Here is a 13,540-nt window from a genome sequence, read left to right as displayed (position 1 = left end):
AGGCCGAAGCACATGTCGAATGCCGATTCTTTGCTGGTCAAGCCGATTCATCTCGTGCCGTCGTCGGCGCGCCTGAGTACGCCGTTTGCGAACCGCTTGCGCAAGGAGTTGCGCGGCGACGTGATGTTCGATGCCGCAAGCCGTGGACGCTATTCGACGGATGCGTCGATCTATCAGATCATGCCCATCGGCGTGGTCGTGCCGCGCGATCAGGACGATCTGCTCGTCGCGCTGGACGTCGCGCGCAGCGAACGCGTGCCGCTGCTCGCGCGCGGCGCGGGTTCCAGCCAGTGCGGGCAGACGGTCGGCGAAGCGCTCGTGATCGACACCAGCAAATGGCTCAATCAGGTCATCGCGTTCGACAAGGAAAAGCGCACGGTGACGGTCGAGCCGGGGATCGTGCTCGATCATCTGAATGCGTGGCTGAAGCCGCATGGTTTGTGGTTCCCTGTCGATGTGTCGACGGCGGCGCAATGCACGATTGGCGGCATGGCGGGCAATAATTCGTGCGGTTCGCGGTCGATCGAATACGGCAACATGGTTCACAACGTCGAAGCGATCGACGCGATTCTCGCGGACGGCACGCAGGCGCATTTTGCTTCGCTGCGCGATGCGCCGCAGGGCGCGCGCCTGCAGCAGATTGTCGAAGACGTGAAGGCGATCGCGTTGCGCGAGCGCGATGAGATCGTCGCGCAGGTGCCGAAAGTGCTGCGTCGCGTGGCGGGCTACAACATCGATCTGTTCGATTGTCAGAATCCGCGCGCCTATACCGACGACGGCTTTGCCAATCTCGCGCATCTGCTGGTCGGCTCCGAAGGCACGCTTGCGTTCAGCCGCCAGTTGACGCTGAAACTCGCTCCGCTGCCTGCGCATAAGACGTTGGGCGTCGTGAACTTTCCGACGTTCTGGCAGGCGATGGACCTGACGCAACACATCGTCAAGCTCAAGCCCGTTGCCGTCGAACTGGTCGATCGCACGATGATCGATCTCGCGATGAGCAATCCCGCGTTCCGGCCGGTGATCGAGAAGGCGCTGGTCGGCAGGCCCGAAGCGGTTCTGCTCGTCGAATTCGCGGGCGAGAACCGCGATGCACAACTCGCGTCGCTGAAGCAGCTGGTGGAGCTGATGGCCGATCTTGGCTTGCCTGACTCGGTCGTGCAGATGCCCGACGCAGGCGAGCAGAAGGCGCTGTGGGAAGTGCGCAAGGCGGGTCTGAACATCATGATGAGCATGAAGGGCGACGGCAAGCCCGTGTCGTTCATCGAAGACTGCGCGGTGCCTTTGGAGCATCTTGCCGAATACACGAGCCGGCTGACCGAGGTGTTTCACCGCAACGGCACGGAGGGGACGTGGTACGCGCATGCAAGCGTCGGCACGCTGCACGTGCGGCCGATTCTCGACATGCGCCGCGACGGCGCGACGAAGATGCGTGCCATTGCCGAAGAGGCGGCGGCGCTGGTGCGCGAGTACAAGGGCGCGTATTCCGGCGAACATGGCGATGGATTGTGCCGCGGCGAGTGGGTGGCGTGGCAATACGGTCCGCGCATCAATCGGGCATTCAGCGAGATCAAGGCGCTGTTCGATCCGAACAACCGGATGAACCCGGACAAGATCGTGCGTCCGCCGAAGATGGACGATGCGAGCAACTTTCGCTTCGCGCCCGGCTACAAGGTGCAGTCGTTGACGCCTGCGCTCGACTGGTCGACGTGGAATGTGGAGCGCGATCCGATGACGGGCGTGGAAACTGCGCGTGGCACGGGCAACGATCTGGCGGGCGGTCTCGCGAAGGCCGTCGAGATGTGCAACAACAACGGGCATTGCCGCAAGTTCGATGCGGGCACGATGTGTCCGAGTTATCGCGTGACGAAGGACGAGCAGCATGTCACACGCGGACGGGCGAATACGTTGCGGCTTGCGCTGTCGGGGCAGTTGGGTGAGGAAGGGCTTGCCAGCCAGGACGTGAAGGACACGCTTGATCTGTGCGTCTCGTGCAAGGGCTGCAAGCGGGACTGCCCGACGGGCATCGATATGGCGAAGTTCAAGATCGAAGCGCGCGCCGCGTGGACGCAGAAGAATGGCTTGGGCCTGCGGGAAAGGATGATCGCGTTCATGCCGCGTTACGCGGCGTTGGCGGCGCGTTTGCCTGGGGTGTTTTCTATTGCGGCCGATATGCCATGGGTCAAGCGCGCGTTGGGGTTTGCGCCGCAAAGGTCGCTGCCACGGTTTGTGAAGCCTTTTTTGAGTAGTAGATATGTGAAGGCTGCTTCGTTGGGGGCGCAGAGTGCACAAAAAGAAGTGCTGCTATTCGTCGATACGTTTAACAACAGCATCGAGCCGGAGAATGCACGCGCTGCGCAACAGGTACTCGAAGCGGCGGGTTATACCGTGTACTTCAATACTGTTGAGGGCGAGCGTCCGCTTTGCTGTGGCAGAACTTTCCTCGCAGCAGGACTCGTGGATGAAGCGAAGCGCGAGGCGCGCCGGATGCTCGATGCGTTCAGGCCTTTTGTCGAACGCGGCGTGGCGGTTGTTGGGCTGGAGCCTTCTTGTCTATTGTCGTTGCGGGATGAGTTTCTGCAGTATGGATTCGGTGAAGAGGCCGCGCGTCTGTCGAAACTTGCGATGTTGTTTGAAGAGTTTCTCGTTTCCGAGCATAAGGCAGGTCGATTGAAGCTCGATCTGAAACCGCTCGACGACGCGAGCCAGGCGTTGGTGCATGGGCATTGTCATCAGAAGGCATTCGATGCGTTTTCGCCCGTGCAGACGGTGTTGAAGTGGATTCCCGAATTGAAGGTATCGACCGTTGAATCGTCGTGTTGCGGGATGGCTGGGAGTTTTGGGTATGAGGCGGAGCATTATGAGGCTTCGATGGCAATGGCTGAGTTGTCGTTGTTGCCTGCGGCGCGTGGGATCGATGCTCGTACTCTGATGGTCGCAGATGGGACTAGTTGTCGGCATCAGATTTTTGATGGGGCAGGGGTTGGGGCTACGCATGTTGCGAGGGTTTTGGTGCGGGCTTTGAGGTAGTCGTTCTTTTGTCTGCGACGCTGGTTGGTTTCTTTGGGTTTGCGCTGGCGTCCGCGAATTGTTAGTTTTCGCTGGCATCCGCGTTACGTTAGCGTGCTTCAGGCGTCGCCCCGCCCAGGAGCGACGCCTGAAGCTAGATAACGCATCGCGGATGCCAGCGAAAGCAGAAGCAAAACGCCGATTTTGCCTTTGCGCTGGCATCCGCGTTACGACTTATCCCTTTAAGCGTCGCCAGGCGAAAGAATGCGGCTAACACCGAAGTTCTAATTCTTGCCTGAGGGCCCCCGAGCGATCCCACGCTTCAAACGGGGACATGCTTGTTCGCGTTCGTATTCCTGCGCCCTTGACCTATTCGCGCGCCTGTCAGGCTCGACCGACACCTAAACGATCAGCCTTTCATGCGATGACCTCTGACAGCGTTCATGAGGTGTCACGGTTTTTTACGAATACCCCGTCGCGTGGCGTATAAGGTGTGAAGCGACTCACAAACCTTCACACGTATTCCAAATATGGCGACACAGTTGATTCTCCCGTTTTTAGCAATCGGAGACCAAGTTTCCGTAACCGCGATACCAGAAGCCTATTTTTCCCAGAAGGGCGAATGTTTATTTTATTCGGACGAGCGGATTTGGGTGTTCAAGCATAATCCGTTCATTCAGTTTCGGGCCGCCAGAATGGACGACACTGAATTGTTCGTATATCCCGATGCGCGTGAACCATCCAAAATCGAGAGCTATGCGGGGCGATACAATAGTATTCTATTTGGCTCACAAACCGAATTCGTCCTGCATGGACTCGGACTCGCTGGTGGTGCTAACAGACACCCTAGACTTTATCTGCACGAGGAGCAGGATATCGTGCCTCACAAACTGGTTGTTCACACCACTGGCTCTAGGCGTGAGCAGAGGGGCGAGCTAGCTATTCAGCACCACCTTGGCGAAGATGAAGTGAGGGTGCTAAGCGACGACGTAATCGCAGCAATACGTAAAAATTACAGGGATTGGTTGATCGTGCAGGTCGGCGCGGCGGACGACAAACCGATAGAGGGCCGCAATGTGATTGATTTGCGCGGAAAACTAGACCTGTGGGAAAGCGCCGCCGAGATCGCTTCGGCTGCGAGGTTTATCGGAGTGAACTCAGGGCCAATGCATATCGCGAATTGTTATCCGCGGGTGTCCAAGCGTATTGTCCTGATGGAGTTCAGCGCGGACTTCCTTAAGGCGCCAGGGACCAGCGTCGGCTTTCCTCTGCGCGCCGGTGACATCCGCCACGTTCTGACAAGTTGGCTGGACCCGACCAATACGTACTTCAACAGATTCGGTCAGGACTACGGCACTACGTTGTCGTACCTTAAGATCTGAGGATACCGAAGGGTCAAGCCTGGATAGTATTATTACGAGAAGCGGGGGCATATAGGCGGGGAGACGATTCGCTCCCCGACTGCTTCAACGATTACCTGGCATTATCGCTGAAAGACAAAGGGCAATCTTCTCAGTGATGCGACGATGCGAAAAGTTGCGACAAATCAACGGGCGCCTGAGCGGTGGAAGATGACGAGACACCATCCGATCCGGTCGTGTAGGATGCCATCGCAGACACCAGCTGATTAACCTGGGTGTCTGTTAACAAGCCCGATTTCGAACCGGAGATCACGACCTTATTGCCGTCGCCGAACCCGAGAGTCACAACCCCGCCCTTGATGTTAACAGATGCAGAGCTGGACCAGATCGACCCGTCAGCACGCTCCTCGACGTAGTCACCGTTTTCAGTCGTGATCAATTGCGAGGTATCGTCGGCGTTGAAAAAGACCGTATTGTTGTGTCCGTCGAGGTTGACGATGTTATTCGAGTAGGTGAGGTTAACAGAGTTATTCGAACCGATCAGGTTAAGTGACGCGTTTCCATAGTTCGATTGAATTGTGTTGTTATTGCCGTTGACCGAACCGGTAACCACGGAGATATCGTCGTTGTTGGCGTTGATCGTACTGTTCCAGTACGCCACGACGGTGTCTCCCCCGTGCGTTGCATTGATGGTTACGTTGGAGTTAGCGTTCACCTGACTGTTTGCGCCAACGGTAATGGTCTCTCCATCACTGCCCCAGTCCATGACATAACTGTTATCTCCCAGTTGAATAACATTTCCTGAACCGCTCATCCAAACAGACGCTCCACTCACTGTGGAACCCACTACGGTCACTCCATTCCCCGATATATTTGCTTTGGCCCCTGCCTCCAAAACCACTGTGTCTGAATTGCCTTGAAGGTCTAGAGATGCGCCGCTGACCACATCGAGGGTCGAGTTGCTCAGCTTTGCGAGTACGTCACCGGTCACAAGGTACAGGCTCCCATAGATATGCGACAGGTTTGAATCCGTGAGGCTACTCGTCGTCTTGTTGCCATAGAGATCGGTATACTCCAGCGTAGTGCCAGAGGTCACGTGATTGATTTGAGCAACGTTTCCGTCACCGAGTTTCACGGTAGCGATACCACCGACGAGCGTTACGGATGCCAAATCAACACTTCCTGAGGCCACGATTCCAGCCGCGTCATCACTCAGCGATGCGGTCGTTGTCGTCACAACGCCTTGTTGCATGGAAATTGAATTGTTTGATCCATTTAAAACTAGCGCCAAACCGTCGCGGTCCATATGGATTTGGTTACCGCTTCCATTGAGCGTGGTTTGACCATATAGCAAATTAATTGTGTTATTGGTACCGTAGACGAAATCGTTGTCCCCGGTAGAAATGTTATCGCCGCCCTTATTTGCGTAAATTGTTGCATAGGCGCCAGCTTCAATCGAGCTATTCGAGCCAATAGTGATGATGTCTCCCCCCTCGCTCCAATCGATAAGGGAGGTATTGTCGCCTAAATCGATAGTATTTTTCCCCGATCCACGCACAAAGACGTTTGCTCCTCTGAAGTTCGAGCCGAGGATCGTGCTGTCATTTCCCATGAACGTCAAACCGATGGAATCACTTTGCATGATCACGGTGTCCGACGAGCCGCTCAGGTTCAGATACGCTCCATTGGAGACGTCAAATTCCGCGTTGTCCGCAGTAAACGACGCATCAGACATGACGCTGTAGATTGTATTGCTCATAAATGCTCCGTTATTAAGTTGAGCATGGATAAACCGAACCGGAAGTTCCGGTTCGGGCTTAAGGAAGCTTTGCCAGATAGGGAAAGCATCTTTAACCTCTTCAAAGTCTCACTAGCCTCGTTCGTTCATAGGAACCTCGCATCATTCAAGGTTTTCCCTCCCCAACTCTCCCAGCTTCGAGGCCAGATCGACCCGTGCGTTGTTCCAGTCCGTGATCGCTTGAATGCGTCTTTGTTGCGCGTTGGCCAGCGCCGCCTGGGTGTTCAGCAGTTCGAGGATGTTCCCCACACCCGCGTCATATCGGTGCCGAGATGCGTCCCAGGAACGCTCTGCGAGCGTCAACAGATTCGCACTGTTCTTCATGTTCTTCGTCGTCTCAGTGAGCTTCTGATAGCTGCTCCACACATCAAGCGCGACCTGCCGTCGCGCGTCGTCGAGTGCGTCCTGCTGCCGTTCGGCCTGCGCTTGCGCCTGATCGATCTGGTAGCGCCGTGCAAATCCTTCGAATAATGGAATGCTCACCTGGACGCCGACGAACGCATCGTGGCCTTTCGACGGATACGTCGGTTCACCCAGTCCCAGACTCTGCGGTGCGTTGTTCCGACTGTATTTCGCAATCAGGCTGACACTGGGCAAGCCCTGCGCGCGGGTCTGTGTCACCTTGGCAAGCGACGCCTCGTACTGCGCCCGGGCCGACCGCACGGATGGATGCGTGTCCTGCACATCGCGAATCATCTGTTCAACCGACGCGCTAAATGTCTTGCCCGGCACCGCGTTCTCCGCGACGGGCGGCACGTCCAGTGGCACGGATGGATCGAGGTTCATATCGGATGCGAGCGTGCCACGCGCGGTCTGTGCCTCGCTTTCAGCCTTTGTCAGGCCGAATACCGCCTGCTCATGCTGTGTCTGTGCCTGCAATGCATCGCTGACTGGTGCAATGCCCCGGTCCACTCGCGCCTGCGCAGCCGTCATGCTCTCTCGCGTCATCTGCTCGACGTCACTGGCCGCATTCCATGCACCTACGGCGGCTTGATACGAGTAGTAATCCTTAGAAATTAGCGCAAACGAATTTTGCAATGACGCGTCTTGCATGGCCTGTGCCGCGTCAAGCAGGGCGTTCGCATTCTTCAACCCAGCCTCGCGGGCACCGAAGTCGAACAGCATCCAGTTCAGGCTCACGCTCGCCGATTGAACGTTCGACACCGTATTCGAACCCAGCATCGGGTGATTCTCGATGTCTGTCACAGAGCTTTCGCGCACGCCTTGCCATGTTGCCGATACGGTCGGCAGGTAAGCCGCTCGCGCGACGCCCACGCCTGCTGCCTGAGCCTTGACTGCCGCCCATGCTGCACGCGTCTTCGGGTTGTTACACAAGGCCCGTTCGACGGCTTCCGCCAGCCTCAATGGCCGGCCCGGCGATTCTGCAAACTGACAGACCGTCACCATTGAACCTGCTGGCGTGGCGGAGATGTCCTGCTCGGCGCGTAGCGCATCGAAAGCATCTGCGGATCCGCTCAGTGCGGCGAGGCCAGCCAGCAGCGCGATCCGGATCTGTTGGCTAGCGTTCACGCATGCTCTCCTGTGACGTGCGCAATAGCGGATCGAAAAAATAGCCGATTACACTGCGCTTTCCGGTGCGGATGTCGGCCGTCACGGCCATGCCTGGGCTGAGCGTTATCCAGCGGTTGTCGATGTGAATACGGCTAGTCTCTAGCCGGATCCGCACTGGAAACGTTGGCCCCAGCTTCTTGTCCTGCACCGCGTCGTTGGAAACGGACATAACAGTACCGCGCAGATATCCGTAGCGAGTAAAGGGAAATGCTTCGATCTTCACCGCCGCGTGCTGGCCGACTTCCACAAACCCGATGTCCTTGTTCTGCAGTCTTGCCTCAACTTCAAGCGCGTCATCGGGCACGATCTCCATCAGCGATTGCGCTGTTGTCACGACGCCTCCCAGGGTGTGGACATTCAGCTGCTGCACCGTACCGGCGACGGGCGCAGTCAGGCTCAGCAACGACTGACGCGTCTGCGCCTTGGTCTCGTCGTTACGGCTCTGTGCGATCTGCTGCGTGTCCTTTTCAAGTTCGTCCAGTTGATCGCGACGGAATTTCGACACGGTCGTCTCAATCTGCGCGCGCTGTTCCGCGATACCTGCTGCCAGTTCATTCGCGTGGCTGCGTTGAGCATTGAGGTCGTGTTCCTTCTCGAGGGCGTCCTGTTCCTTCTGCAGATATTCGTTGCGCGCCACGTAGCGGTCCGCTACCAGCGCCTGATACGCGTCGGCCTGCTGACGCGCGAGCGGCGACGTCCGCACGAGCTTTGCGATCTCTGCGCGCGTGCTGTCGAGTGCTGCCTGGCGCTTGAGCAGTTCCGCATGCGCGCCGTCGTACTGCGCGCGGTATTCGAGCCACGCGCTTTCAGCTTGTCGCTGTGCGTCCTGCATTCTCGCTTCCGACACGCCTTCGACATGCCCGACCACCGGCAACCGGTTATCGCGTTGTGATGCCAGCAAGGCATTCGCGCGCGCTGCGGCCAGCTCGGCGTCGAGCAGGGAGGAGCGCGCCTTGTCGGCGTCGGCGGCAGCAAGCGTCGCGTCCAGTTTCATCAGCAACTGACCGGGCGCGACGCGTTCGCCGTCACGTACCCGGATTTCACGAACGACGCCCGTGATCGCCGGCTGGATAACCTTGACCCGCGCATTCGGGACGAACTGGCCGCTTGCCGTCACCACAATATCCAACCGCCCAACCACGCCAATCAGCAGAACGATCACCGACAGCAGGATCAACACCCGCATCGTCCAGCGCGGCGCCGGATGGACCGGCGTCTCGACGAGTTCCAGTTCGGCGGGCAGAAAGGCGAGCTGGTCGGCCGCGCGCGGCGCGCGTTCCAGTTGCGCGCGGATACCCCACACGGCACGCCATACGCCGACGTAGCGCCGGACCAGATCGGCGAGCGCCTGAAGCCTGAGTGATCGCATCATTGACCATCCTGGATGGATACGAGGTGCGCGTAGTAGCCCGCGTGTCGCAACAGCGTCTCGTGATTACCCTGTTCGACGATGCGTCCACCGTCCATCGCGATGATCTGGTCGGCGTGCCGCACGGCGCTTAGCCGGTGCGCGATGATGATGACAGTGCGCCCTGCACAGATCGCCTTCATGTTGTCGCGAATCACGCGTTCGGTTTCGAAGTCGAGCGCGCTCGTCGCTTCATCGAAGATGAGGATGCGCGGATTGGTTAGCAGCGCACGGGCAATTGCGATGCGCTGGCGCTGTCCGCCCGACAGATTGCTGCCGTGCTCACCCACCACGGTGTCGTATCCTTCGGGCAGTTCGCAGATGAACTGATGCGCGCCGGCGATCTGCGCTGCGCGGATCACTGTTTCGAGCGGCACGCCGGGATCGGCCAGCGCGATGTTCTCGCGCACGGAGCGGTTGAACAGCAGGTTCTCCTGCAGCACGACACCGATCTGCCTGCGCAGCCAGACGGGATCGGCGAGCGCGAGATCAGCGCCGTCGATGCGGACTGTTCCCTGCTCGGGAATGTAGAGGCGTTGCAGCAGCTTCGTGAGTGTGCTCTTGCCCGATCCCGAACGGCCGACGATGCCGACGACCTGACCTGCCCGGACATCGATGGACACGTCGTCGATCACTGGGCGACCATCCGGACGGTAACGGAAGCGGATGTTCTGGAACTGGATGTCGCCACGGATCGGCGGCAACGCCTGACGCGTCTGCGGCAGTTCGGAGCGTGTGTTCAGGATGTCGCCGAGGCGTAGCATGGAGATGCCGACCTGCTGGAAGTCCTGCCATAGCTGCGCGAGCCGTAGCACGGGCGCACTCACGCGTTGCGACATCATGTTGAAGGCGACCAGTTCGCCGACGCTCAGCCGGCCGTCGATGACGAGGCGCGCGCCGATGAAGAGCGTCGCCAGCGTCACGAGCTTGCCGACCAGCTGTATCAGTTGCTGCCCGACGTTGCCGAGCTGATTGACGCGAAAGCCGGCGGTGACGTAAGCGGCGAGTTGCGATTCCCAGCGGCGTATGAATTGCGGCTCGACGGCCATTGCCTTGAGCGTTTCGACGCCCGACACCGATTCCACGAGAAACGACTGGTTATCCGCGCCACGGGCAAACTTCTCGTTCAGCCTGGACCGGAAGGCAGGTACGAGCAGGGCGGAAATCGCCCCACAGACCGGCAGCGAGGCGATCACAATGAGCGTCAGCGGAACGCTATACACGCACATCACGCCAATAAAGACGAACGAAAAAGCCAGGTCGATGATCGCCGTGAGCGCCTGACCGGTCAGGAAATTGCGGATGTTCTCCAGCTCCCGCACCCGCGCCACCGTGTCGCCTACCCGCCGTGCGCCGAAGTAACCGAGTGGCAGCGCCACCAGATGGCGAAACAGACGCGCGCCAAGTTCGACGTCGATGCGGTTGGTCGTGTGAGAAAACACATAGTTGCGCAGGCCCGTGAGCAACACTTCGAAGACGGACGCAACGAGCAGTGTCAAGCACACGACGTTCAGCGTGCTGTAAGTATGGTTGACCAGCACCTTGTCCATCACCACCTGAAACATCAATGGCGAAACGAGGCCGAACAACTGCAGCGCGAGCGACACGCCCAATACTTCGAGCAGCAGCTTGCGGTAACGGACGATGGCGGGGATGAACCAGGAGAAGTCGAAGCGTGCCAGTTCACCCGCCAGCGATGCGCGCGATGCAAACAGCAGCATGTGTCCGTTACTTCTTCCGACAACTTCTTCCAACGGCTTGATCGCCGGTGATGCCACGCCCGAATCAAGGACCAGCGCGGTCTTGCCGTCTGTCTTTGCAAGAATAAAATGCTGACCGTTGCGGTCCAGAATGAGTGCCGGTAGCGGCGTCGTGGTCAGTTTTTCGGGGCGCAGCGGAACATTACGTGTTTTGAGACCGAGGCGGCGGGCCGCAAGAATCAGTTGCTTGTCGGTGAGTTGTCCGGTCTCGGTTGCGGCCTCGTGCCTCATCTGGGCGGCATCGGCGGCGATGCTATGAAAGCGGGCAATGGTGACGAGGGCCGCGATACCAGGGTCTTTAAAAATATTTAATTCGTTGTTCTGATTATTACTCATTCGAAAAAACTGAACAGCACGACTGCCGAGGGGCGGGTATACCACGCCACGCTTGGCTTGACTACACAAACCACGCATTTGCATGGTATCAGTTATCCAGCTTCGAATTACCGAAACCGGTTCTCTTGGTGATTCTCTCAAAGTCCGCGCTAGCGCTCTCCGAGTGCTACGTTAGAACTACCAAACATATTCGAGTGTAATCGATCCCTAATTTAAGATGAAGAGGGCGACTGAGAAATGAGTGGGATCAACGCATCAGGAAATGAGATAGAAAGGAATCGAGAACCTTGAGAAAGCAGAAGCAAGGCAGGCACCGATCAAACGTGCACTGGCGGTGGTGATCTTAGGGCGCGCCGTGTTGATAAGACGACGCCCTGTTCCTTGAGCTGGCCAATTCGTGGCACCCTTCCAATGAGGCTTGTGCTGTATCGCGACAGCTGATGTCTCTATACGTGTGTCAACCATGTATCCAGTCTGTACATTTCTTAAAAAGCGGGAGATTCGGCAGTTTGAAATGCGGACGAGGAAGCGTTGATGGCGTTCCGTGCAGGCAAAAAGGAGCCCGCTGTCGCGGGCAAACAGTGACCGAGACTCGGCTGGCATTTGCGTGCCAGCCATTACCGGCCGCGCAGGCCTCCATAGCGACCAGGCAAGCCTCACACCCGGCACGCAACTCATAGAGATGCATGCGATTGATCTTCTTGCGTCACATCTCGTTGGCATACGCGTCTTGCGCGCGAAGGAAGAAACCAGTGCTTGCCCAGATCGATACCGACCAGCGTTACGTTCGTCATGATGGCCTCCGGAAGAAGGAGATGGCCCGATCAGCGTGAGCTGATCGGGCCATCTCGGTCGGTCGGACCATCTAATTAGTAAGCGTCGTCCCGCTCCAAGGTTAATGCTTGCGCGGCATACGCCGTGCCGCGGATGCCAGCGAAAAAACTACAACACCCACACTACAAACTCACGATCACCCCGTGCGAACTCGCAAAAACTCCGACACCTTCGCAAGCCCCGCCACCAGCACCTCACGATTATTCGTATACCCGATCCGAACATAACCCTCGACATCCAGCGCGCTGCCAGGCGTAAACATCACCCCAGTCTTCTCAAGCAAAGAAACACAAAACTCCCTTGAAGTCATATCGACATTAACCTTCACAAGAGCAGTAGTCCCAGACTTTGGCTTCACATAAGAAAGCAAAGGCTCCTTAGCAATCCATGCATCCAGCACCGCGAGATTAGTCCGCAAAATCCCGTGATTACGTTCCAGAATCGCCTTGCGATTTTCCAGCGCGATAGAAGCCAGCAGATCATTCAACATCCCAACACTAATCGTGTTGTAGTCCCGATGCGTCCTGACGCGCTGAAGCAGTTCAACAGGCGCGACGATCCAGCCCACCCGCAAACCCGCCAGCGACCACGTCTTCGACATGCTGCCCGTGCTGATACCCTTCTCGTACACATCCGCAATCGACGCAGTAAAGCCGGTCCCTTCCTGATCCGTACCGCGATACACCTCATCGTTCAGTACATAAGCGCCACAGGAGCGCGCAATCCCCGCAATCTCCACCAGAAACTCGCGGTCCATCAGCGAGCCCGTCGGGTTATTCGGATTGTTGATCGCAATGACGCGCGTGGTCGGCGTGACCATCCGCCTCAATTCATCCAGATCAGGCAGAAAGCCGTTCTCCTCACGCAAACGCAAAATGTCGACCTTCGCGCCGTAACTCTCGGGAATCGAATAATGCTGCTGGTACGTGGGCAGCACCGAAATCACATGATCGCCAGGTTCGACGAGCGTTTCGTACACCAGCGCATTCGCGCTGATCGCCCCGTGCGTAATCAGCACATTCGGCACGCCCTGCTTCTCATACAACGACGCCACATTGCCGCGCAAACGCTCAGTGCCGTCGATCGCGCCATACGTCAGCTTCATCGGCAGAATCTCGCCGAGCAGCGCCTCTTCCTTGCCCGCGATCTTCAACAGTTCGCCAACCGTCAGCGATTCGACACACGTTTCCGCAAGGTTCAATTCGCATTGGTTCTCGTAGAGATCCATCCAGCGTTCGACTCCAAATTCCCTGATTTGCATGAGTTCTGTCCTCGTGTGAAAGCGGTGGCCAGGGCGCGGCTGGTCAGACGTTCGCGGCGCAGGTTGATTGCTGTCGAGTGTAGACTATTTGTCTCAAATAGACAAACGGACTCCGCGGCGTGGCGACGCGATGGCGAACGCGTTCGCGCGACGGTTCGCGTCGCGACAGCAGATGGAGATTGGGAGAACAGCGTACGCCCGAAC

At 57.8% G+C, this 13,540-nt stretch carries 7 protein-coding genes; 2 read left to right on the top strand and 5 right to left on the bottom strand.

Annotated elements, in window-relative coordinates:
• Positions 1-12 precede the first annotated feature (12 nt).
• Together C2L66_RS28845 and C2L66_RS28840 are read left to right on the top strand one after the other, a co-directional pair.
• On the top strand, positions 13-3,027 hold the full coding sequence (locus tag C2L66_RS28845; RefSeq protein ID WP_060604798.1) for an FAD-binding and (Fe-S)-binding domain-containing protein: 3,015 nt from the start codon (positions 13-15) through the stop codon (positions 3,025-3,027).
• A gap of 509 nt (positions 3,028-3,536) precedes the next feature.
• Positions 3,537-4,388, top strand: coding sequence for a hypothetical protein (locus C2L66_RS28840; RefSeq protein ID WP_060604801.1), 852 nt, complete (start codon positions 3,537-3,539; stop codon positions 4,386-4,388).
• A 130-nt stretch (positions 4,389-4,518) separates the two neighbouring features.
• Here C2L66_RS28840 and C2L66_RS28835 read toward each other — a convergent pair whose 3' ends face one another.
• From C2L66_RS28835 to C2L66_RS28815, 5 genes are all read right to left on the bottom strand, one after another.
• Positions 4,519-6,126 carry a beta strand repeat-containing protein gene (locus C2L66_RS28835; RefSeq protein ID WP_060604804.1) on the bottom strand — a complete coding sequence of 536 codons (1,608 nt, stop codon included), beginning with the start codon at positions 6,124-6,126 and terminating at the stop codon, positions 4,519-4,521.
• Between the two features lie 141 nt (positions 6,127-6,267).
• On the bottom strand, positions 6,268-7,695 hold the full coding sequence (locus tag C2L66_RS28830; protein ID WP_060604807.1) for a TolC family protein: 1,428 nt from the start codon (positions 7,693-7,695) through the stop codon (positions 6,268-6,270).
• Positions 7,685-9,106, bottom strand: a complete 1,422-nt coding sequence (locus C2L66_RS28825; protein WP_060607044.1) for an HlyD family type I secretion periplasmic adaptor subunit — start codon at positions 9,104-9,106, stop codon at positions 7,685-7,687. Before C2L66_RS28825 ends, C2L66_RS28830 begins: the two co-directional genes overlap by 11 nt.
• Positions 9,106-11,241, bottom strand: a complete 2,136-nt coding sequence (locus tag C2L66_RS28820; RefSeq protein ID WP_060604809.1) for a type I secretion system permease/ATPase — start codon at positions 11,239-11,241, stop codon at positions 9,106-9,108. The genes C2L66_RS28825 and C2L66_RS28820 overlap by 1 nt, the downstream gene beginning before the upstream one ends.
• 970 nt (positions 11,242-12,211) lie before the next feature.
• Positions 12,212-13,336, bottom strand: coding sequence for an aminotransferase (locus C2L66_RS28815; protein WP_060604812.1), 1,125 nt, complete (start codon positions 13,334-13,336; stop codon positions 12,212-12,214).
• Between the last annotated feature and the right edge of the window lie 204 nt (positions 13,337-13,540).

Origin of the sequence: Paraburkholderia caribensis, from assembly GCF_002902945.1 — a bacterium.
Lineage (GTDB): Bacteria > Pseudomonadota > Gammaproteobacteria > Burkholderiales > Burkholderiaceae > Paraburkholderia > Paraburkholderia caribensis.
This window is presented reverse-complemented; position numbering and strand designations above follow the sequence as displayed.